This window comes from Pseudomonas sp. R1-1, from assembly GCF_051132135.1.
Lineage (GTDB): Bacteria > Pseudomonadota > Gammaproteobacteria > Pseudomonadales > Pseudomonadaceae > Aquipseudomonas.
Window position 1 is genome coordinate 3,585,769 of the sequence record NZ_CP071663.1, and the last position, 22,841, is coordinate 3,608,609.

Consider the following 22,841-nt stretch of genomic DNA (forward strand, 5'->3'; position numbering starts at 1 on the left):
GAAACGGTGCGGCGCCTGACTTCAGGCGCCATCCCGCTAACCGCCCACGCGAGCCCAGAATTCCTCTGCTGACGGGCTGATGGGTGCCGTCGGACGCGTGAGGTGAATTTCCAGAGGGATATCCCAGCTTTCGTCCAGCGCCCGGACCAGACGTCCGTCAATCATTTCCTGTTCGGTCAGACTCTTGGGTAACCAGGCGACCCCCTTGCTCTCCAACGCCATCGACATCAGAACCGCAGCCAGATGGCTGCTGAAAAGAGGCTTGAGGTGAAGATAATCTTCTTTGCCATGGAGTCGATGAGCAACGATTCGGCCGAGGCCCGATTCGTGGGTGTAGGCCAGATAAGGCAGTGTTTCAGGAGAAGTACCGAAATGGGCAGAAGGACTCGCCAGTGGTACCAGCACATCCTCGCCGATCTTCTTTCCAATGAACTGATCAGGGGCTAGCAACGGCGGTACATCGGGGTGGCGATGACACAGGAGAAATTGAACCTGGCCCTGGATCAGCATCTGCTCGCACACCGCCATGCTGTCTGAATGCAGACGTACCGCCTCGATCGGTGCGCCGTTTTCGGCGCTTCTCAACCATCGCGGGAAGAAGGTGAATGACAGAGAATGAGTGGCTGCAAATTGCAGTGTTTTTGCGGCCATCCCGGCCACTTCCTGCGCCTCGGAGCGCATCCGGTACAAACGCCTGGCCGCCTCTTGGGCGCTAGGCAAAATCTGTCTTCCGGCCTCGGTCAAGGTCGCGCCCTGCGGGGTGCGCACGAAAAGTTCGACGCCCATCCAATTCTCCAGCGAACGGACTCTGCGGCTAAAAGCAGGCTGCGTCACGTGGCGCGCTTCAGCGGCACGAACAAAGCTGCCGTATTCCGCAAGCGCTGAAAAATCCTCTAGCCAAACGAGTTCCAAGGGCAATGCCTCCTGTGCATAGGGCGCGGCATTAATAGCATTGGGCGGGTGTCATCGCAAAGCATAACGTGGGGCCACAAACAACAAGAGGAACCCGTCATGCGTATCGTCGACATCCGTGAAAAAACCGTTTCCATTGCCTCCCCGATTGCCAACGCGTACATCGATTTCTCGAAAATGACCTGCTCGGTCGTCGCGGTTATCACGGATGTGATTCGCGATGGAAAACCGGTCATCGGCTACGGTTTCAACTCCAACGGTCGTTATGGTCAAGGCGCTCTGATGCGTGATCGCTTCCTGGCGCGCATCACCGAAGCGGATCCCGACACACTCGTCGACCATGAGAACAATAACCTCGATCCGTTTGCCATCTGGAAAGCCCTGATGACCAACGAAAAGCCTGGCGGTCACGGCGAGCGCTCGGTGGCGGTGGGCACCATCGACATGGCGGTATGGGATGCCGTCGCCAAGATCGAAGGCAAACCGCTCTATCGTCTGCTGGCCGATCGTTACCGCAACGGCGTGGCCGATGACAAGGTCTGGGTCTATGCAGCAGGCGGTTACTACTACCCAGGCAAAGACCAGAGCAAACTCAAAGCAGAAATGCAGAGCTACCTGGATCGCGGCTACGACGTTGTCAAAATGAAGATCGGTGCGGTGCCACTGGACGAAGATATCCGTCGCATCGAAGCGGTACTCGAAGTGGTTGGCGACGGTCGTCGACTGGCAGTCGATGCCAACGGTCGTTTCGATCTGCAGACCGGTATTGCTTACGCCGAAGCCATCAAGAAATACAACCTGTTCTGGTACGAGGAGATCGGCGACCCGCTCGACTACGCACTGCAGGCCGAGCTTGCCAATCACTATGAACTGCCCATGGCGACCGGGGAAAACCTGTTTTCCCACCAGGACGCTCGCAACTTGCTGCGTCACGGCGGCATGCGCCCGGATCGCGACTTCCTTCAGTTCGACTGCGCGCTGTCCTACGGGCTCGTGGAGTACATGCGCACCCTGAAAGTGATGGACGAAATGGGCTGGTCGTCGCGCCGCGTAGTTCCGCACGGTGGCCACCAGATGTCGCTGAACATCGCCGCCGGCCTGCACCTGGGCGGCAACGAATCGTACCCCGACGTGTTCCAGCCTTTCGGCGGCTTCGCCGACGGCATCAAGGTGGAAAACGGTTATGTCGGCCTGCCGGATATTCCAGGTGTCGGCTTCGAAGCCAAGTCTGCCTTGTACGCCGTCATGCGCGAACTAGGTGAAGGCTAATCCAGATCGATCTGCGGTTTCTTTTAAAAGGAGCCGCAGACTCCGGCGTCTTTCGCAGGCGCCAAACCACATGCCCATCACAACAATAAAATGAGGTGCTTCCGTGGAAATGTCCAAGTCCCGCTGGTACAGCCAGCTGTATGTGCAGGTGCTGATCGGCATCGTGATTGGTGCCGCGATCGGTTACTTCGTACCCGATATCGGCGCCAAGCTCCAACCCTTTGCCGATGGCTTCATCAAGCTGATCAAGATGCTCTTGGCACCCATCATTTTCGGTACGGTCGTGGTCGGTATCGCGAAGATGGGCAGTATCAAAGAGGTCGGGCGGATTGGTGTGAAAGCGCTGATCTACTTCGAGATTCTTTCAACCATCGCCCTCGTCGTCGGCCTGATCGTGGTCAACATCGTCAAGCCTGGCGTCGGCATGAACATCAACGTCAGCGCGCTCGATGCAAATGCGATCAGCAAGTACAGCCAGGCCGCCACTGAGCAAGGCGGCACCGTTGAGTTCTTTCTCAACATCATCCCTCACACCTTTCTCGGCGCGTTCTCCAATGGCGTCATGCTGCAGGTCATTCTGCTTTCGGTATTGATGGGTGTGGCGCTGGTTCAAATGGGCGAGACCAGCAAGCCATTGATCAATACCATCGATCTGTTTCTGCAGGGTCTGTTCAGGATCGTGGCGATGGTCATGCGTCTGGCCCCATTGGGTGCCGGTGCCGGCATGGCGTTCACGATTGGCAAATACGGAATTGGCACGCTGCTATCGCTCGGGCAGTTGTTGGTCGCCCTCTACATCACCACCTTGATTTTCATCGTCGTGGTACTGGGTACGGTGGCCCGATGGTCGGGCATGCCGCTGATGCAGTTTCTGCGCTACTTCAAGGATGAAATCCTCATCACGCTTGGCACCTGCTCAACCGAAGCGGTGTTGCCACGCATGATGGTGAAACTGGAAAAGCTCGGCTGCAAAAAATCCGTAGTCGGCATGGTGCTGCCGACGGGCTACACCTTCAACGCAGACGGCACCTGCATCTATCTGACCATGGCCGCCATCTTCATTGCCCAGGCGACCAATACGCCACTGACCTTCATGGATCAAATGATCTTGCTGGGCGTGTTCCTGCTGACCTCAAAGGGCTCGGCCGGGGTGGCGGGCGCAGGCTTTGTAACGCTGGCCGCAACGCTCACCACCATTCACTCCATTCCTCTGGTGGGGCTGGTGTTGCTGCTGGGCATTGATCGATTCCTCAACGAAGCGCGGGCCGTGACCAACCTGATTGGCAACGGCATCGGCACCATCGCTATTGCCAAGTGGGACAACTCGTTTGATGTCGAGGCGTGCGAGCGTGAAATCGCCGCCATGAAACACGAGAAAGCGACCAGGAAGGCGTTGCTGGCGCAGAAATAATCTGCAAAGGGATCCGGTCATCTCGCCTTCAACGGTTATGACCGGTAGCGCCTTCCAGGTCTCGTTCAACTCGAATGAGACCTGCATATTACTGGTGGGAATTTGATGGAGCCGACAATGATTGAGCGATCACATCATGAACTGCGCAAGGCGTTTGGTGATTTACTCCAAGGAAACGTCTGCAAGTTTGCTGCATCAGTGTTTGACCCTATCTCGGTTCTTATGGCTGGCGACCTTGGCTTTGAGGTTGCCATTCAAGGAGGTTCGGTTGCCTCGCTTCAGGTACTCGGGGCACCGGACATTGCACTGCTCACGCTGGATGAGTATGTCGAGCAGGTTTCCAGAGTCGGCCGGGCCAGCCAGATCCCGATCATCGCGGATGCTGACCATGGATTTGGGAACGCGCTGAATGTCATGCGCACCGTGACCGAGTTGCAGAAAGCCGGCGTCGCTGCCCTGACGCTGGAAGACACCCACCTGCCGGCCAGGTACGAGGAGCAATCGCCTGTGCTTATCGAGCGCGAAGAAGCCGCGAGCAAGATTTACGCCGCGCGGTTTGCCCGATCAGATGATGCCCTCAGCATCATCGCGCGAAGCAATGTGGCCGTGACCATGCTGGAAGATTCCATTGCACGCACCACGGCGTATGAAAAGGCTGGGGCCGACGCGATTTGTCTCGTCGGGGTCAAAAACTTCGAACATCTGGAAGCACTCACTACACATCTGAGTGTGCCGCTCATGTTGATCAACTATGCAAATCCGGCGCTGAGCGATGTGGAGAAACTGAGTGCTGCCAATGTGCGGATTGTGGTCAATGGGCATGCGCCGTATCTGGCCGCCATCGAAGCGACGTACGCGGCGTTGCGTGAACAAAGCGGCGCGGACGGACGCGAGCTTTCGCTTTCTGAGCTGCTTGCCAGATACACACTTTCGGACAATTACCGTGAGTGGGCGGAAACCTATTTGAGGTCGGGTCGTGATTCGTGAGTTTGAAGCCGGTGAACTGAAGCGTCATGGGGCGAGGCTGAAGACATTGTTGCCGCAGATGGACAGCCCCTCACCCTAGCCCTCTCCCCCAGGAGAGGGAACCGATTGGAGAGGATTAGAGGGTTGCGCCGACCTGAACGTGGTTCATTGAACCCAGAGTCGCTGAGCTCACAAAACCCATAATCACTATGGTCTTGCAGGTCGATGTTCCCCTAAAGACACCTCGGTCGGCTCCCTCTCCCTCCGTGAGAGGGCTGGGGTGAGGGCTTGCACGCCACTCGCACCAACGCCAATCAGTTTGATAAACACCAAGTAGAACCCCGGCCAGCACGAGGGGTCTGCTCTTGTATACCTTCTCTGGAATACATCGAATGTCCGCGCAACATAGCCTGGTAATACTCGCTCGGGGCGGTTACGCCGCTCGTGGCGTGCTGTATTTGATCATCGGTATCTTCGCCCTGCTGGCAGCACAGGATTCGACAAAACCCAAGGACAGTCACAAAAGCCTGGAAGCACTGCTCAGCCAGCCGTTCGGCTATTTCCTGGTTGGGCTTGTGGTAGCAGGCTTGCTCGCCTTTGCGGCTTGGCGCGTCCTGCAAGCGACGCGTGATGTCGATCATCATGGCAAGGACCTCAAAGGCCTGATCATTCGCGCAGGTCTGTTGGCGGGCGGTATGGTCAATGGCGCTTTAGCGATCTTCGCGTTGGGTTTGCTCATCAGCGGCATCAAAAGCTCGGGCGATTCCGGTGGGCAGACCAAAGACTGGCTGGCTCATTTGTTGTCCTGGGATCACTCGAATCTTTTGGTGTACCTGATTGCACTCGTTCCACTGGGGGTCGGGATTGCTCACATCATCAAGGGCTGGAAGGCGACGTTCGAAAAATACTTTGAGGCTTACGAGGATGTCATGCGGTATGTCCGCCCCGTCTCCAGATTCGGCCTGATCGCCCGGGGAGTGGTTTTTATCGAGATTGCGGTGCTGCTGGCTGTCAGCGGTTCCACTTATCAAGCGATGGATCCACCGGGTATGAAAGAGGCTTTGGATGCGCTGCAAAATCTTCCAGCGGGTTGGTTGATTTTGATCGTGATGGCGTTGGGGCTGATGGCTTTCTCGGTTTACAGTTTTTCTGAAGCCTTCTGGCGACAGATCAATATGGATGTGCCTGGGGTAGCGAGATCGTAAAGCTACGTTCACCGCTTGCCGATTGGTAACCAGGTTGGCGGTACCCGCGATAAAGCGGGCACCGCGTCCTGGCAAAGCAGAAGGCTCAAACGCCCGCTTACCAGTTGTAACTCACTTTGGCGGTAATCTCGCGACCCGGGTTGTAGAAGTTCGCGGTGCCGGAACCGACCACGTGCTGCTCATCCAGCAAGTTGCTGACGTTCACCGCAAGATCGGTACCCTTGGCGATCTTGTAGTTGAAGGCGGCATCGAACAGCGTGGTGCCATCGCTTTTGCCGGAGTTGGCTGCATCGAAGTAATAAGCGCCGACGTAGCGCGCACCCAAACCAACGCTTACATCCGTGCCGGGCAGGTCGTAATAACTCCAGAGCGAAGCGGAGTGCTTGGGTGCCGTGGCGAACTCGTTGCCCTTCAGGGAGCTGCCGTCGTACAACGAACCGCGCAGTACCTCGGACTCCATATAGGAATAACCACCGATCAGGCTGAGGTTCTGCGTCACCTGCGCCTTGGCCTCCAGGTCGAGACCACGGGCCCGCGACTCACCCACCGTTTGTTGCTCGATGATGCCGCTCGGCAGCACCACGGCGATAGTGACGTTTTCCTGGGTCAGGTCATAAACGGCGGCGGAAAACAGTGCGTCCATCCCCATCGGCGCATATTTCACGCCCACTTCGTACTGCCGGCCCGTCTGCGGTGTGACGCCAACTTGCGGCGGCGAGACGGATTCGACCATGCTCACATAAGCGGACACTTCGTCGTTGACGATGTAAGTCAACGCACCGCGGTAAGAGGTTTCGGAGAAAGTGTCTTTTTCATTCGATTGCAAGCCTTTGCTGGTCAGGTCCATCGAATCGTTGCGCACACCCCCGGTGACGATGAAACGCTCGTAGAACGACAGGTTCTGCTGGAGGAACACCGCCTTGGTGGTCGCGTCTCGCTTGTTCACGGCATACGGCGCGATTGAGCGTGAAACACCGGTAAACACCGGATTGGCAATATCAATCGGAGCCGTCAGGGCGTAGACCGAGCTTTCCTTGGTAGTCGAATCCAGATACTCCACACCCACCAGACTGCTGCTGTCGATGTTCTCGAAGCGAGCATCGTATTGCAGCATCAGATTGCCGTTGAACTGGTCGGCCTCGGTGTCTGTGCCAAACAGATAGCGGTCGACGGTCGTACCGACACGTGCGGCGCTGTCGCTTAAGTAAACGTAGCCAAAATCATCGGTCAACTTGCTGTAACGCAGATTGCTGCGCAGTACGAAGCCGTTGTCGAAGTCATGGGTGACGTTACCGCTCAGGCTGGTGCGCTCGACATCGTGAAAGTTGTAGCTCGGCTCACCGTAAAACTTATCGCGGTCGTATTCTTTATCCAGCGGATAGCCGCCGCTGTTGGGCGAACTTTCGGTTTTCAGGTAATCCAGAATCACCGTCGCCGACGTGTAATCCGACGGAGCCCAGGTCAGGCCACCCATAAACAACTGGTTGTCGTCCTGTGAGTGATCGTACTCACGGTCGCTGTTCTGGCCTTTGGCAGTGAAGCGCCCAGCCAGGGTTTTCTCGTCGTTCAGCGCATCCCCCACATCGATGCCGGTCTCGACATGGTCGAACGAGCCGTAGGTCACATAGCCCTGACCAAACTTCTCGAAGCGTGGCTGTTTGGTCACGAAGTTCACCGAACCGCCGGGATCCGCAGGGCCAAACAGCGTGGAGTTGGCGCCACGCAGAATCTCGATGCGCTCATAGGCGAATGGGTCTTCGCGCACACCGCGCATCGAACTCAGGGTCAAGCCGTCACGGTAGGTGGTGGCCTGGAAGCCGCGGATCTGAAAGTAATCGTTGCGGTCATCCGTGCCGTAGAAGTCACTGACCACGCCCGGCGTGTATTGCAGCGCCTCTTCCGTGGTGCTGACGCTGCGTTGCTGCATTTCCTTGTTGGTCACCACCGACACCGAGGCCGGTGTATTCAGGATACTGGTCGCCACTTTGCCGCCCACCCAGAGTTCCTTGGCGACCACCGAGTTGGTATCGTCGTCGGCGCTGACCCTGACCTTGGCATTGATGATGAGGGGCGCAAGGCGGTAGTCCTCGACGTCCGTTGCGTCGAGCTCCAGCGGGCCGGCCGGCTTTGCCTGAGGCACCAGCAGGTAGGCATTCGGGCCCTGCTGTTCAATTTGCAATTCGCTGCCTTGCAGCAACGATGACAGCGCTGCCGATGTATCGAGCGTGCCATTCACGCCAGCCGTGGTGCGGTTCGCGACACTCGACGCGTCGAATGAAAGACTGACGCCCGCCTCGCGCGCGAAACGGTCAAGCGCCGGCGCCAGTGGCCCCGCAGCGATGTTCCACGGTTTGACTTGATTGCTCGGGTCAGCGCTCGACGTTTGCGCCAGCGACGGCAATGCGTAGCTGCTGACGATCAAACCCAAAATCGCAGCGTGCAAGGCGCGATTCAATGGATGGCGCTGTGAAACCGGGGACGAACTCATTTTCTCGCTCCAAGAAGGGACATCGACAGACTGGCCTGTATTCCGGCCTTCCAAAGAGGTCGAACGAGAATGAGAAACCACCTCATTATTTTTCACGCAGTACCAAATTCTGCTGAATTCAGCTGGCAGCGGTCACGGTCACCCAATACCGGGTTCGATAATCGACGTGTAAATGCAGTGATTGCGCGATCAACGCCAGGACCTGATCGTTGTCGGCGAGCTGGAAGGTGCCGGACACACGACGGTCCGCGACCTCGTCGGCGCAGCGCAACACCCCGGGGCGATAACGCGACAACTCCGCGATGAAATCACCGAGGCGCATGTTGCGCGCACTGATCACCCCGTCCCCCCAGCTCCAGGGATCGAGGCCCGTGTCGCTTAACGTTCGCACGCCACTGGATGTGAACAGCAACTGATCGCCTGCCTGCACGTTGCGGCTTGCAGGCGTTTGACGGGCGCCGGGGAACAGCGTGACCGATCCTTCCTGAGCCGCGACCAGCGTGCCATCGTCACGCTCGCGCACCAGAAAGCGCGAACTGTGGGCCTGCATGAGGCCGTCGCGTGATTGCACCCAGAACGGCCGCACCTGATGCGAGTGTGGGTCCGCGCCGACATTCACGATGATTTCACCGCGTCGCAGAATGATCAGGCGTCGCTGGGCGTCGAACTCACTGTCGACGGCGCTATCGCTGTTGAGCTGGACAAGGCTGCCATCATCGAGCTGGAAGCGGCGTCGCTCGCCGGTGCTGCTGCGTTGCTGCGCAAGCATGGCGGGTACCGGCGTATAGTCCCGGCCGAGCCAGGCTGCCGTGCCAACAGTCGCCAACACGCCCAGGAGCTTCAGGCTTTCGCGCCGGCGCATTCCCTGGCGGGTGCCATCAAGGGTTTGTCGGGCGAGTTGAGATGGCACGCCTTCGAAGTCATCGCCAAGGGTTTCCACACGCTGCCACGCCAACCCATGCTCCGGGCGCTGCTGCAGCCAGTGCTCAAAACTGCGCTGTGTCTGTTCATCGGCTTGATTGAAGCGAACGCGCACCAGCCATTGGATCGCCTGCTCGACAATGGCCGGATCGAGCGCCCGCGGCTCACGCCTCGACATAACGCAAGCGATAGCAGTGTTGCAGGGCCGTGGCCAGGTCGCGCTCCACCGTCGCGCGGGAGACACCGAGCTTTTCGGCTATTTGCGCGCAAGTCAGACCGTCGAGTCGGGCAAACAGAAACGCCTGACGAACCCGTGGTTTAAGCGTACCGAGCATGCGGTCTATGCGCTCGAGCGCATCCAGAATCACCAGCCGGCTCTCTTCCGAGGGCACCTCGTGTGGCGGCAGCAACATCACGCTTTCGAGGTAGGCACGCTCGAGTTCGCGACGACGATACTGATCAATCATCAGCCCACGGGCGATACTGCTCAGATAGGCGCGCGGTTCGCGCAAGGGGCTGGACTGACGGGATTTGAGCAGACGGACGAACGTGTCCTGCGCCAGATCGGCAGCGTTATCGCGACATCCAGTGCGCCGGATCAGCCAGCCCTGTAACCACGAATGGTGGGTGCGATAGAGCAGCCCTAGATCAGCAGTGCCTAGTGTTTCGTCGCTGCGCATCGGAATCCCGGCGAATACATGATTGATAATGAATCGCATTCTACTCACGGGATGGGGCCTTAGGCAAATACCCGGTGCTTAGTGTTCACTTTGGGCCGAACGCGGACGGACGGCCCCCCTCACCCTAGCCCTCTCCCCCAGGAGAGGGAACTGATCCGGGGGTATTCGAGAGTTGCGCCGACCTGAACGTGTCTCACTGAATCCAGACTCGCTGAAGCTCACTAAAGCCGTAATCGCTGAGGTCTTGCAGGTCGATGCACCACGAAAGACACCTCGTTCGGCCCCCACTTTTGCGGGAAAGGGAACTGATCCGGGGGTATTCGAGAGTTGCGCCAACCTGAACGTGTCTCACTGAATCCAGACTCGCTGAAGCTCACCAAAGCCGTAATCGCTAAGGTCTTGCAGGTCGATGTATAACGAAAGACACCTCGATCGGCCCCCACTTTTGCGGGAAAGGGAACTGATCCGGGGGTATTCGAGAGTTGCGCCAACCTGAACGTGTCTCACTGAATCCAGACTCGCTGAAGCTCACCAAAGCCGTAATCGCTAAGGTCTTGCAGGTCGATGTATAACGAAAGACACCTCGATCGGCCCCCACTTTTGCGGGAAAGGGAACTGATCCGGGTATATTCGAGAGTTGCGCCGACCTGAACGTGTCCCGCTGAATCCAGACTCGCTGAAGCTCACCAAAGCCGTAATCGCTAAGGTCTTGCAGGTCGATGCACCACGAAAGACCTCGGTCGGCCCCCTCTTTTGCGGGAAAGGGAACTGATCCGGGGTATTCGAGAGTTGCGCCGACCTGAACGTGTCCCGCTGAATCCAGACTCGCTGAAGCTCACTAAAGTCGTAATCGCTAAGGTCTTGCAGGTCGATGCACCACGAAAGACACCTCGTTCGGCCCCCTCATTTGCGGGAAAGGGAACTGATCCGGGGATATTCGAGAGTTGCGCCGACCTGAACGTGTCCCGCTGAATCCAGACTCGCTGAAGCTCACCAAAGCTGTAATCGCTAAGGTCTTGCAGGTCGATGTATAACGAAAGACACCTCGGTCGGCCCCCTCTCCCTCCGGGAGAGTGCTGGGGTGAGGGCCTCGGATACCCCGGCACTCACATCACTCCGGCACCTGCAAATTAGCCAACGCCCGATTAACCGCCAGTTGACCAAGCGTTTTACCCTGATGGTTTTCGAACAAAAACGCACGTTCGGTACGCCTCAACCTTTAATAACCATGCGAAAGCTGCTTGTCGTGCTGACTCCTGTTGTTGACCAAGATAGGCATTTACGTAAAATCGCCACCCCCCAAAATTCAGCTTGCATGACGAGAAGGAGCTTCGATGCGACGGGTGATGATTGTTGGCCAACCTGGATCAGGCAAAAGCACATTGGCGCGTGAACTGGGTCAGCGCACGGGCTTGCCGGTCATTCATATCGACACTATCCACTGGCAGCCCGGGTGGATCGAACGCAGCCGGGACGAAAAAACGCGGCTTTGTCTCGATGTAGAGGCCCGAGGTTGCTGGATATTCGAAGGTGGCCATTCAGCCACTTGGGACAATCGGATAGCCCGCGCAGATCTTTTGATATGGATTGATCGTTCGGCGACGCTTCGATTCTTGCGTGTACTGCGCAGAACGCTGCTCCAACGCGGTCAGTCTCGACCCGACTTGCCGGAGAACTGTCCGGAGCTGCTGGCGAACCTGCCGGAGTTTTTCAGATTCATGTGGCAGACGAGAAAAAGCGCACGAGAAAAGATGCAGCAACTTGCGGCGACAGCGCCATCAACTTGCCGCGTGGTGTGTCTACGATCTAATCGGGATATCGCTATTTTTCTAGCGAGCACATCCCCGGGTGCTGACGGCGCTCGTCGTGCCGATTGACGCGCCGTCAGCAGAATAAATCTCAGACGATGCTGTCGATCACCCCGCCGTCGACGCGCAGGGCTGCGCCCGTGGTGGCGGACGCCTGTTCGGAGCTGACGTAGATGATCATGTTCGCGACCTCCTCAACGCTGGCGGCACGCTGGATGATCGAGGAGCTGCGGTGGGCGTTGACGAAATCGGCGGCGACCTTCTCCAGGCTCTCGCCGCTGCTTTCGACGGTGGAGCTGAGCATTTGCGCCACGCCTTCGGACAGGGTCGGCCCGGGCAGCACGGCATTGACGGTCACCCCGGTACCCGCCAGACGCTTGGCGAGGCCGCGCGACACGGCGAGTTGCGCGGTTTTGCTGAAGCCGTAATGGATCATGTCAGCCGGAATATTCACCGCCGACTCCGACGAAATAAACACGATCCGCCCCCACTTGCGCTCCACCATGCCCTGCGCATAGGCGCGTGACAGGCGCACGCCGGACATGACGTTGACGTCGAAAAAGCGTTGCCACTCGCTGTCCGGTATCTCGAAGAAATCCTGCGGATTGAACACACCCAGATTGTTGATGACGACGTCGAAAGCGCTGTGCTCCGCGACCAGTTTGTCCACGCCAGCCTCGCTGCCCAGATCACCGGCAAAACCAATGGCCTTGCCGGCCAGCGCGCCCAGCCGTTGCAAAGCGCTGTCGACGCTTTCCTGGCTGCGACCGTTGATCACCACCTGCGCACCCGCTTGCAAAAAACCCTTGGCCGTCGCAAAACCGATGCCGCTGGTGGAGCCCGAAACCAAAACCTTACGTCCGGTGAAATCAATGTTCATGATGACCTCGCAATGGGGTGAATGGCTGGATGTTGCAGTGTTTGTAGCGCCTCGATAGGACGCTTGGATTAGAGATGACTTTTCGAGTTTGTCGAATGATCGTCGGTCCGTCGCCGCTCAAGGTTAATCGCTTATGGACACGCGGGTTACTGCATTAGCTCAAAGAAAGGCATGTGCCTAGGCGTCGATACCATTGGCGAGCAATTCAACGACATGACCGTGACGCGCTGGACCCGCGAATGCCTGAAGCGCCTCAATAACCCAGTAAATTCGACGCAGAAAAGTAACCGTCCCACTCCCACAGGTCCCAGCCCCGAACACAATATCCGCGACCAACACAAAACCCTGTGGGAGCCAGCCTGCTGGCGATAGCGGCCTATCAGGCAACGGAGACAGCGCAGGTGCCACCGCTGCCCGCCCTGCTCCGCATCACTCCGGCAACTGCAAATTATCCAAAGCCCGATTCACCGCCAGCTCCCCGAGCATGATCAACTGCGAAATCCCTAACAACGCCCGCCGCTGCGACGCCGGCAACAGACTGGCAACGTTCTACGCGAGGGTCTGGGCTGAAGCGAGCGTTTCACTGGCATCGATCAGCAGTTCTTCGTTTTTGTTGTCCGCAGTTACCGCGTACATCCCACGGTGTTTACGCGGCGGCGGCGTGGAACCGGGCTGACAGAGGTAATGGTCGAGCGCACGGTCGGCGGCTTCGTGGAGTTTTTTGGAGTTGGTGGATTCGTAGGGGGATGTGGGGTTGGATTCGGGTGGGTTGGGTGTGGGTTTGATCATGGTGAAGCTCCCTGATTATTGGAGCCGCCACATTTCGCTGCGAAACGAATGGAGGTGGCAGCTGTACGCAGGTTCGCAGACCGGGAATCAAGGAACCCGGCATACCCGAAGGTATCCCGCGCACAGCCGCCATAAAGCACCGTTACCAAATTTTTGATGGTAACGATCTGGAGCGCTGAGCGCCTTGATTAACCGGGCTGCGAAACCCGATCGCTGATTCGTCAGCGACCGGACCACAATAGAACCCGCCCCCAAAGCGCACAAGCCGGCGGATTCTGGCGTAGCTGTAGGCAAAGGCGCAAGGAGGTGTAGCCTGGGAGAGTGTTTGGAGATGTCTTTTTAAACGTTGGTGTTTATCGGGATTAAGCTTTGAGTATCCCCGACTTACCCAAAGCCACCAGCACAGCCATCAAAAAGAGCAGCCCTACTGCGCTCCATTGCATCAAGACAAGTGTCTGCTTGAGCGAGGAAGGAAAGTTTTTTACATCATCGGTGCTGAGCGTGCCGCGTCTGATGTAGAAATTTGCAAACGTAACGAGACCAGAGGCGCCTCCAACCAAAAGTAATCTGCCCCAAGCGCCTCCGTGCTTCAGCGCAGCCAACCTCGTGCCGGCAGAGCTGTCTTTGAGGTGTTCAAGAATCAGATCCATCTTGAGGCGTGCAATGTAGAGGGCAGTCCAGATCCAAATGATCATCAAAATAATCACGACGCCGCACAACCCTCCGATTACCAATTCAGCGGAATTCATCCGATATCCTCGTTAATCGTGTCGCATACCCGTTCGCCAGAGCTCCATTATCGAAGCTTCATTTGGTATGGATGGGAAACGCACATACACCATGCGCTAAACGAAACCTGATTTAACAGCTATACCGAAGCTGATCATGACCAGTAACAGACAAATCACGCTCCATTGCAGCACTGCCAGCTTACGTCTAAGGGAGGCTGGGAAACGCGCCAAATCCTCGGAGTTCAGCTCGCCTCTTTTCAAATAGAACTTGGGGAACGTCACAATTCCCGAGATACCGCCCACAAGCAGAAGCTTACCCCAAGGCCCCCCATGCCGAAGCGGCGCGCGCGTCATGATGGCTGAGCAATTTTTCAGGTGATCCAACATTAAATCCATCTTCGAATAGGCCAGGTGCAAACAGACGCCTATCCAAAGAATGAGCCCCGCTATGTCAAGGACGGCGATGGACAGGAGTACCTTATCAACGAGGTTCAGACTCATTTAATTGCCTCATAAATCTTTTCACCGGCCCATTCACTTGTAGCGCCTCCAAGAGCGCCGCCAGCGTATGAACCTGCTGCTACAACGATGACGCCACACGCTAACGTTGCCATTCCGCCGGTAGGTACGCCCAATCCAACGCAGATGATTCCTGCTGTGGAACCGCTCAAGAACGCACCGGCAGCAGCACCACCAGCCACTCCTCCGACGAAGTTACCACCCTCGGTATATTTAATCTTTTCGCAGGCATCTTTATTCCCCGCCGCGCAAACTTCCTGAACCTTCAGATAAGACGCACCGCCCCCAACTGCTGTACCCACCCAGCCGCCATGCTTCACAACCTTCGCAGCTCTGGCGACACCCTCCGCGTGAGTGGCATAACCGGGAATCTGCCCTGGAGCACCAGCCAGGCTCCAGTGGTGCACCAAGCTTTTGCTCGAGATACCCAGTGCTGACTTCAGGCTTGGATGATCAGGGAAGCCGATGCCTTTTTTGGTTAACCCGTTGAGCTGTCTATCGAGCTTCGCAAACAAACGTGCACGCTCATCAAAAAATTCTGAGCTCCGCAAGTGACCGTCACGCTGAAAGCTTTGCTGGTGCAGAGTCTCGATTTCCTTCAAAGAGGTTTTCACGTCATCCAGGCTCTTGGCGAAGATCGACTCGCCAACGCCTATTGATGTTGATCCTTGCGAAAGCATGGATTCTATCTCGCTGCGATGGCGAACCATGAAACTGGCTTCTTCGTCGGTCATGGGCTTGAGTGCCGCATCGACTTTTGAGCCGCGTCCATGAGCAAGGCTTCTTCACGCGTGCACTGAGGATTATTCGGATCACTCAACACGATGAGTTGACCGGGTTTGGCATAACCGGAGACGTGAGGATTGAGGCGCGCAAACTTCTCAAGCGCTGCACTATCCGGCTTATCGAACAATGCCAACTCTAACGCAGAGCGCGGCATGACTTGTTGAACGATATAAAACCCTGGCTCCGCTGGCGCCTTTGCAGCCGCCGGTTTTTCCGCTGGCGCCTCCGGATATTCCGCCCAGTACTTGGCGTGCAGATCGACCGGTTCTACGCCACGGTAAATCTTTTTTCGTGGTGGGTTAGGTAGTGCAGGCCTTGGCACATTTCCATATTCACTCATGACTCATCCTTGTTCATCTCGGTAATCCCTACTTGAGCTTCGACAGACTGAGGCTATCGAAACACCAACGTGCTGGCTGTAGGACAAAGCCTAAATTGCCGTACCCGAACGACTGATTCCTGTCATGTGCCGGGTGCGCAGGATAGCTGGTGATGGAAGTTGGTTGTATGGCAGCTAATGGCCATCGGCGATGGTACTGCCTTAGTTGTCCTGAGGTGATCACGCCAACAGTCAACAGATAATTTGTAAGAAAATATTGAGCGAAAAGCCCGCCTCGGGCATGCTGCGCGCAGCACATTTACATGGACGGTAAAACTCGATGCGCCCCCTCCGTGGACGTGCCTGCTGCCACACATTTAAGAATCCGTACACACTGGCGGCCGATCCCCCTCGCCGCTGTATCGACTCCATTCAAGTCACGGAAAACTGAAACTTTGAAAAGGAACATTTCATGAGTGGAAAACCTGCTGCGCGCGTGACAGACCCAACCAGTTGCCCGCTTCCGGGGCATGGCACGAACCCAATTGTCAGTGGCTCGCCCAATGTGAACTTCGATGGTCTCGCTGCTGCTCGAATGACCGACAAATCCGCCTGCGGTAGCCCAATCACCGGCGCCGTCAGCGGTACGGTTTTCATCAATGGGCTGAATGCCGCGACTCTCGACAGTACCGGGGGTCATGGCAACGTAATTATCGGTGGATCCGGAACGGTCATTATTGGCGACACAGTCGTATCAGCGCCCTTCAGTGGTCTGCTGCCGATGCCAGTGCATTTCAGTGACAAGTTCAGATTGGTTGACCAGGAGTCAGGCAAACCGCTAGCCAATTTCGAATACGCCATTCAACGCGCTGACGGCACCATGGAACATGGCGTGAGTGATCCGATGGGCTACACACACGTAGTGAGTTCCCACTTGCCTGAAACTATCAAGCTGTTTCTTGAGGATTAAGGCATGGCTGAAGTGGTAAGTAAAAGTGGCAGGAAAATGTCTCCCGTCGCCACCAGAGAGGTGACGGCGGTCAAAGACACCTCGCCAAAAACTGTGGCGTTGGACGCTAAAAAGCAGATAAGACGGGCGGAAAACGAAGAGTACCTGAAGGATACGAATGTGAAGGCCTTTCTGGCGGCCATTGCCAAAGCAGAAGGTGGTGACTACCACGCGAAATATGGATATGGCTGGGCAAAGGGTTTTCAAACTGGAAAATGGACGTTCACTGACGAGTCCACCCATCCAGGCGCCGGGTTCGGCGGATCCACTACGGCATCTGGCCTGTACCAAATCACCATTGCCACTTGGCGCGAGTATGGCGGAAAGATGGGACTCACGGATTTCTCGCCGCATACGCAAGACCTTATCGCGGTCGACATGCTGCGTACACTTGGTGTAATAGACAAGATCAAGGCAGGTGACATTCCGGCCGCGATGCCGAAAGCCGCAACACGGTGGGCGGCACTCCCCGAGGGGCCAGGCAAAAAAAATCACTATCCCCCGCAACCGTATGATGACTATCCAACGTTCTTGTCGAACTACAAATCAGCTGGAGGAACTGTGAAATGAAGGTTTCGACCCTGGTACTTGTCGCACTTTGTTCCATGGGTATCAGCGCCGCGTTTGCCGATGGCTCACAGGCCACAATGAACCAGCACGGCCCCGCCGGCATTGTCGTCGGTGAGCGTTTGGCGGCAGCCAAGTCCAAGCTAGTCAAACAAGGCTGGAAGCCGACGCGGATGCATACCACCGATGGCTACGAATACAGTGGCGTGGAAAAGGAACTGGCTAAACGCAAATTCTACGAACTGGATACCTGCTCGTTCGATAGCTCACGTTGCATCTTGTACTACTCAAAGAAAGGCACGTGCCTGCGCGTCGATACCATTGGCGAGCAGTTCAATGACATGACCGTGACGCGCTGGACCGGCGAATGCCCTGAAACGCCTCAATAACCCAGCGAATTCGACGCAGAAAAGTAACCGCCCCACTCCCATAGGTCCCAGCCCCGAACACAATATCCGCGACTGATCTGGCTTAATGATTCTGGACACCCCTAAAGGGCGGTAATCTACGCCCAACGACGAGGTGTGATTTTGACCAGACGATATTTTTCGACAGATTTCAAACGGGATGCGGCTTGCCTGGTTTTGGATAAAGACTACTCGGTGAGTGAAGCCTGCGAAGCAATGGGCGTAGGGCCTACAGCTCTGCGCCGCTGGGTTGAGCAATTGCGCGCGGAGCGTGGCGGTAAGACGCCTGAGAAGTCCAAGGCCATGACCGTCGACCAACAACGCATCCAGGAACTGGAAGCAACGATCCGACGGATTGAGCGCGAGAAGGAAATCTTAAAAAAGGCTACAGCTCTCTTGATGTCGGATTCCCTCGATCGGTAAGGCTGATCGAGGAGTTAAGCGAGCAATATTCAAGATCCGAGTTGTGTGGGGTTTTTGGAATCAACCGCAGCAGCTATTACGAGCGTCTGAAACAGCGGTCAAAAGTGGATGTCGAGCGCGATCGCCTAAAGATCAAGGCTGCCGAATTACATGAGCAAAGTCGCGGTTCAATGGGCGCACGGAGCCTGTCAAAAGCGTTGTGCAATGAAAAGGAGTCGGTGGGTCGTTACATGGCTCGCAGCCTGATGCGTGAACTCGGGTTGAAGAGCCAGCAACGGCGTAGGCATCGTTACAAAACCAGCGGTGCGGAAGCGCAATACGCTCCCAACCATTTGGAGCGCAAATTCAAAGTTGAGGCCCCCAATCAAGTGTGGTGTGGCGACGTGACTTACATTTGGGCCGGTACTTATTGGGTTTATCTGGCTGCGGTACTTGATCTGCATGCCCGACGTATCGTCGGCTGGGCGATCTCCAGAAGCCCAGATTCGGCTCTGACTTGTCGAGCGTTAAAGATGGCTTTCGAGTCGCGAGGACGCCCTGAAAACCTGATGTTTCATTCGGATCAGGGCTGTCATTACAGCAGTAAAATGTTTCGTGAAGCGCTGGCAGACATGCGCATCAAGCAAAGCATGAGTCGACGAGGAAACTGCTGGGATAACGCCCCGATGGAGCGTTTCTTTGGCAGCTTGAAATCTGAATGGATACCTAAAGCTGGTTACCAAAACGAAGACGAGGCCAGTGCAGATGTTTTGCGCTATCTGACCCATTATTACAATCGGATCAGGCTACACAGCTACAACGGATATCGAACTCCGGTAGCCGCGGAAGCCTTGGCAGCGTGACAAATGATCTAAACCCTATAACCGTGTCCAGTATCGTTTGACCAGATCAGACCAACACAAAACCCTGTGGGAGCCAGCCTGCTGGCGATAGCGACCGATCAGGCAACAGAGACAGCCCATGTGCCACCGCTGCCCGCCCTACCCCGCATCACTCCGGCAACTGCAAATTATCCAAAGCCCGATTCACCGCCAGTTCCCCGAGCATGATCAACTGCGAAATCCCCAACAGCGCCCGCCGCTGCGACGCCGGCAACAGACTGGCAACGTTCTGCGCAAGGGTCTGGGCCGAAGCGAGCGTTTCACTGGCATCGATCAGCAGTTCTTCGTTTTTGTTGTCCGCAGTTACCGCGTACATCCCACGGTGTTTACGTGGCGGCGGCGTGGAACCGGGCTGACAGAGGTAATGGTCGAGCGCACGGTCGGCGGCTTCGTGGAGTTTTTTGGAGTTAGTGGATTCGTAGGGGGATGTGGGATTGGATTCGGGTGGGTTGGGGGTTGGTTTGATCATGAGTGAATCTCTATTTTTATACCTGGTGGAACCACCAAAACCTGTCGCTAAACAGATTAGGGTGGCAGCTGTACGCGGGTTAGCGAACCGAGAGGTATAAGACCCGGCAGACCCGAAGGTCTCCCACGCACAGCCGCCATATCGTCATCGCAAATGTCTGCGACAACTGGAGCGTCGTTGAACTTATACCTGGTCGGGTCGCTAAACCCGGTCGCTGGGTTACCAGCGACACGTAGACGATATAGACCAGGTAAAAAGCCCACAAGCCGGCGGATTCTGGCGTAGCTGTAGGCAAAGGCGCAAGGAGGTGTAGCCTGGGAGAGTGTTTGGAGATGTCTTTTAAACGTTGGTGTTTATTGAAGCCTCGTCGCCATGTCGCGTCAGATAGATCCGCCCCTCATCACGTTTGTTGAGCTGCTTTTTAACGGGATAGCAATGGCCGCTTTCGGCCAAGGGCAGTCATTCATCAAGGTCAAGCAGCTCAGTGCCATTTGGATTATCGCCAGTCAAAACGTAGAGCATCGACAACCTTGTAAATCTGACGAAATCCTCATCCACCTAATTACGTGTCAGCTGAAAGATTTCAACAAATACGCTCATCTATGAAGTTAGACTTATCTAGAACCCAAGAGACGGAAAACTCGCTCTCGTCCCAAAAGAACCTCCAAAAATAATTTGTAACTCGTCATCCGAAAGCTTCGCAAGGCCTTTGCAAAGTGCGTGATGCCAAGAGTTGTAGTCTTTTTTTCTTTCGCTAATGTAAATTTGGTCTTCAATTACTTCGGCCCGAAATTTCATAGGTGAACTGTATTTTTCGGACGAAATTCTTAGTGTCTCTAGCGAGTCTAAAGTCCTGTTGAAGTAGGATATCTCATCTAAGGATATTTCCATATGATGATCGATCCGCAACTGCTCATCCTCAGTAAAAGGTGAGCGGTCATATGACAAAATAAAACCAATTATGCCGCAGTCAAGACTTACGATGGTGTAAACATTCAATTTGTTCAATATATGTTTGTCAAAGTAGGGATGAAGCGGGCTTGTTGCAGCTCCATGAGCATTTAAAGAGTTTCGCTTGCTATTGCAACTGCCGCAGGAGGGTAATAGATTCAGACTATAAACGGAGAACTCAGGATAGGAAGTTTGTGGCAAGTAATGTTCAATGGTACGTGCGCCATCACCTCCACAGAATGGGCAGCTATTAAGCCCATTGAGATACAACTCCGAAATCCAACTCAAACCCGCTCCAATTGGTTTGTTGGAGTACGCATTTTCGAAATCTGCTCGCTGCACTGCGTCAATCTTAATTGGGACAATAGAAGGCGAACCCTTTTTTAGCACGTACTCTCGGTAGGCTGTTTTTATTTGTGCACTGATAGAGGCTAAGCTTCTATAATGGGAAACCATGCTCGCCAGAATGGATCTATCAAAAATACGTCTATAGGAGAGAGATCTCAATCCGACTCTCCTTGTTGCTTCATTAGCTCTCGAATTTTTACAAGCATATCCATGCTTAAATAGCTGCTGTATTTATCTACAATTTCATTAAGGCTAAGATTTGACGCTGCAATTTCAGAGGCTATCTTGGCGTGAAAAGATGTAACAAGACTATCTCCAAAAACAGAGTTCGATAACGCGGTCACACTGGCGCCAAGAGTATTCATATACACACCTTCGACGCTTACATTTTTTGATCCGTCTGTTTTTATCACATGCGCGCAGTGGGATGGAACTTCACGGACGACATAGGCAGAGTGAGTTGCAATCAGTGCCACAGATGAGGTTGCTTCAAGCACCATGTAAAGCAAATTCATGAATTCGGTGACAAGATTTGGGTGTAGATGTGTTTCTGGCTCGTCAATTAAGACAATTGTTCCCTGACTGGCAGCTGTCAAAAAATGAGTGGCGAAGCGGAAGTACATTTTCTGCCCACTACTCAGGGGAGTAGCCAGATTTTGATCCACTTGAAATGCGAGGTCTCGTGAAAAGTCAATTTGGCTCAGTATTTCCAAGACTCTCATTTCTCCTCCCCGAATCGAATTCACCCCCAACCATTTGTTCCCATTGTCGTCAATAATATATGACGAACTAACAGCTTCTCGAAGAATAGGCACGAGCAAATTAGCAGAAGGTACTACTTTTTGTAGTATTTTTTTTAGTAATGAAAATCGACTTTCATCAGCAATTAAATCCGTGTTGTCTCGTATGATATCAACAAGTAATCTTGGAAGCGATTCTGAGCTATCCAGCGCGATGTCAAAATACTGGTAATCGAGAGGTCCTTCAAGGTTAGTGTTGCGAGGTAAAATATTCCCAGGATCAGAAGAGTAAGTAATGACCCTGCTAAATATTGGAAGCTTCATCCAGTCAGATTCAACGACTCCAAAATCTTGCGGGTTCATAGCCTTTTTGTTAGAGTCGTATAGCTCTGAAGTCAGTTCGCCAGGTATGGATGAGTTTAGTTTCGCCATAATAGCTAGCACAAGATTATTTAGATATCTTGTCTTTCCGACTCCGTTCACCCCAATTAGGCAATGCACTCTATCTGGAATGAACTTTATCTCATGATATGGATAATTTATCACATGCTCGTTTTGAAAGCCTTGTAGCTTCGTTGAGAAGCTAAACGGAACTTTAGCTTCTTCCTGTGGCTGTCTACGAAATGCTAATTTGAAACCAAAACGAAAAGCTTTGTAAGGCCCTAAATATCGAAGCACGGCAACAGAAAACTGTTGTGTCTCAATGACTTTTTCGTACGTGCTACTAGTTATTTTACCTGCATGAGCTAAAGCATTGATTTCATGAATGGCGACAAGAAGGCTTTCAAAATCCGCACGCGGCATTTTTGAGGCGAGATCATTATAACTTTTTTGCGTTGATAGGACCACTATGTAGTCAGGAAAAATCTTATTGCTTTCTTTCCATTTAGTTTGATCTGCGTTTGCAGCCTGAAGGTACTTTATCCATTCGGTTACTGAGGATTGTGCGGAATCCTCAACGAATGGTAATAATCTAGCCGGATAGTCTGTATGAACTCCTTTAATTAGGATCCTAACATTTACACTCAATGTGTGGCCGAAATCATTCCAGCCCGATCCTGTTGGGTATATCGCAACTTTTTTTGGGGCGTTGAGGCCAGGTCCATCTTGGTGAAATCTAACTTCCCACATCCCTTTAATCCTTGAAAAAATGTTTATAGCTTCACTGCTTTCAGCAAGCAGCCGCTTGTATTTAAGGATGGCGGGAAAACAACAGCTTGCGAACTGGTGCTTTATGTCGCCCCTTTTTCTGAGAGGCTAGCAGAATGACATCCCATCGAGATAGTCTGTCGCTCTCTTTTTAAGATATTTTCAGATACCTGCTAACAGCCGCTAGGAAGCACGACCAAGCCGCCAAGCATG

The 22,841-nt window shown here is 54.6% G+C and carries 19 protein-coding genes and 2 pseudogenes; 9 read left to right on the forward strand and 12 right to left on the reverse strand.

What is annotated here, in order from left to right:
• Positions 1-36 precede the first annotated feature (36 nt).
• Positions 37-912 carry a LysR family transcriptional regulator gene (locus J3P75_RS16015; protein ID WP_434707388.1) on the reverse strand — a complete coding sequence of 292 codons (876 nt, stop codon included), beginning with the start codon at positions 910-912 and terminating at the stop codon, positions 37-39.
• Between the two features lie 99 nt (positions 913-1,011).
• Here J3P75_RS16015 and J3P75_RS16020 point away from each other — a divergent pair, with 99 nt between their 5' ends.
• From J3P75_RS16020 to J3P75_RS16035, 4 genes are all read left to right on the forward strand, one after another.
• Entirely contained in the window at positions 1,012-2,181 is a 1,170-nt protein-coding gene (locus tag J3P75_RS16020) for a mandelate racemase/muconate lactonizing enzyme family protein (protein ID WP_093102107.1), read from the forward strand.
• Between the two features lie 103 nt (positions 2,182-2,284).
• On the forward strand, positions 2,285-3,592 hold the full coding sequence (gene dctA, locus J3P75_RS16025; RefSeq protein ID WP_434707389.1) for a C4-dicarboxylate transporter DctA: 1,308 nt from the start codon (positions 2,285-2,287) through the stop codon (positions 3,590-3,592).
• Between the two features lie 117 nt (positions 3,593-3,709).
• Entirely contained in the window at positions 3,710-4,579 is an 870-nt protein-coding gene (locus J3P75_RS16030) for an isocitrate lyase/PEP mutase family protein (RefSeq protein ID WP_434707390.1), read from the forward strand.
• Between the two features lie 371 nt (positions 4,580-4,950).
• Positions 4,951-5,763, forward strand: coding sequence for a DUF1206 domain-containing protein (locus J3P75_RS16035; RefSeq protein ID WP_434707391.1), 813 nt, complete (start codon positions 4,951-4,953; stop codon positions 5,761-5,763).
• A 97-nt stretch (positions 5,764-5,860) separates the two neighbouring features.
• Here J3P75_RS16035 and J3P75_RS16040 read toward each other — a convergent pair whose 3' ends face one another.
• The 3 genes from J3P75_RS16040 to J3P75_RS16050 form a co-directional block, all read right to left on the reverse strand.
• Entirely contained in the window at positions 5,861-8,251 is a 2,391-nt protein-coding gene (locus tag J3P75_RS16040) for a TonB-dependent siderophore receptor (protein ID WP_434707392.1), read from the reverse strand.
• A 118-nt stretch (positions 8,252-8,369) separates the two neighbouring features.
• Positions 8,370-9,350 carry a FecR domain-containing protein gene (locus tag J3P75_RS16045; RefSeq protein WP_434707393.1) on the reverse strand — a complete coding sequence of 327 codons (981 nt, stop codon included), beginning with the start codon at positions 9,348-9,350 and terminating at the stop codon, positions 8,370-8,372.
• Complete coding sequence (locus tag J3P75_RS16050) at positions 9,337-9,852, reverse strand: sigma-70 family RNA polymerase sigma factor (RefSeq protein ID WP_332767240.1); 516 nt, start codon at positions 9,850-9,852, stop codon at positions 9,337-9,339. The genes J3P75_RS16045 and J3P75_RS16050 overlap by 14 nt, the downstream gene beginning before the upstream one ends.
• 1,334 nt (positions 9,853-11,186) lie before the next feature.
• Between J3P75_RS16050 and J3P75_RS16055 the strand changes: the two genes are divergently transcribed.
• Positions 11,187-11,729, forward strand: coding sequence for an AAA family ATPase (locus tag J3P75_RS16055; protein ID WP_434707394.1), 543 nt, complete (start codon positions 11,187-11,189; stop codon positions 11,727-11,729).
• 22 nt (positions 11,730-11,751) lie between these two features.
• Here the strand turns inward: J3P75_RS16055 and J3P75_RS16060 are convergent, their stop codons facing one another.
• The 5 genes and pseudogenes from J3P75_RS16060 to J3P75_RS16080 form a co-directional block, all read right to left on the reverse strand.
• A complete protein-coding gene (locus J3P75_RS16060) occupies positions 11,752-12,540 on the reverse strand; it encodes an SDR family NAD(P)-dependent oxidoreductase (RefSeq protein ID WP_434707395.1) in 789 nt (262 codons plus the stop codon).
• A gap of 429 nt (positions 12,541-12,969) precedes the next feature.
• A pseudogene (locus J3P75_RS16065) lies at positions 12,970-13,329 on the reverse strand (DUF6124 family protein).
• A 362-nt stretch (positions 13,330-13,691) separates the two neighbouring features.
• Entirely contained in the window at positions 13,692-14,078 is a 387-nt protein-coding gene (locus J3P75_RS16070; protein WP_434707396.1) for a hypothetical protein, read from the reverse strand.
• 96 nt (positions 14,079-14,174) lie between these two features.
• Positions 14,175-14,561 (reverse strand): hypothetical protein, encoded by a 387-nt coding sequence (locus J3P75_RS16075; RefSeq protein WP_434707397.1) that lies wholly within the window; start codon positions 14,559-14,561, stop codon positions 14,175-14,177.
• Positions 14,558-15,705 (reverse strand): annotated as a pseudogene (locus tag J3P75_RS16080) (hypothetical protein). Before J3P75_RS16080 ends, J3P75_RS16075 begins: the two are co-directional and overlap by 4 nt.
• A gap of 451 nt (positions 15,706-16,156) precedes the next feature.
• Here J3P75_RS16080 and J3P75_RS16085 point away from each other — a divergent pair.
• The 4 genes from J3P75_RS16085 (at position 16,157) to J3P75_RS16100 (ending at position 18,932) form a co-directional block, all read left to right on the forward strand.
• Positions 16,157-16,654 (forward strand): PAAR domain-containing protein, encoded by a 498-nt coding sequence (locus J3P75_RS16085; protein ID WP_434707398.1) that lies wholly within the window; start codon positions 16,157-16,159, stop codon positions 16,652-16,654.
• Between the two features lie 3 nt (positions 16,655-16,657).
• Positions 16,658-17,263, forward strand: a complete 606-nt coding sequence (locus J3P75_RS16090) for a hypothetical protein (protein ID WP_434707399.1) — start codon at positions 16,658-16,660, stop codon at positions 17,261-17,263.
• Positions 17,260-17,649 carry a hypothetical protein gene (locus J3P75_RS16095; protein WP_434707400.1) on the forward strand — a complete coding sequence of 130 codons (390 nt, stop codon included), beginning with the start codon at positions 17,260-17,262 and terminating at the stop codon, positions 17,647-17,649. The genes J3P75_RS16090 and J3P75_RS16095 overlap by 4 nt, the downstream gene beginning before the upstream one ends.
• Before the next feature lie 135 nt (positions 17,650-17,784).
• Positions 17,785-18,932, forward strand: a protein-coding gene (locus J3P75_RS16100) for an IS3 family transposase (protein ID WP_434707401.1) whose coding sequence is annotated in 2 segments (ribosomal slippage) — positions 17,785-18,040 and positions 18,040-18,932 — 1,149 coding nt in all. Because the reading frame shifts where the segments join, the coding sequence is not laid out codon by codon here.
• Between the two features lie 148 nt (positions 18,933-19,080).
• Here the strand turns inward: J3P75_RS16100 and J3P75_RS16105 are convergent.
• The 3 genes from J3P75_RS16105 to J3P75_RS16115 all read right to left on the reverse strand — a co-directional run bounded on the left by J3P75_RS16105 (position 19,081) and on the right by J3P75_RS16115 (position 22,610).
• Positions 19,081-19,440 (reverse strand): DUF6124 family protein, encoded by a 360-nt coding sequence (locus J3P75_RS16105; protein WP_434707402.1) that lies wholly within the window; start codon positions 19,438-19,440, stop codon positions 19,081-19,083.
• A gap of 618 nt (positions 19,441-20,058) precedes the next feature.
• Positions 20,059-20,898, reverse strand: coding sequence for a hypothetical protein (locus J3P75_RS16110; protein ID WP_434707403.1), 840 nt, complete (start codon positions 20,896-20,898; stop codon positions 20,059-20,061).
• Positions 20,895-22,610 (reverse strand): AAA family ATPase, encoded by a 1,716-nt coding sequence (locus J3P75_RS16115; RefSeq protein ID WP_434707404.1) that lies wholly within the window; start codon positions 22,608-22,610, stop codon positions 20,895-20,897. Before J3P75_RS16115 ends, J3P75_RS16110 begins: the two co-directional genes overlap by 4 nt.
• Positions 22,611-22,841 lie beyond the last annotated feature (231 nt).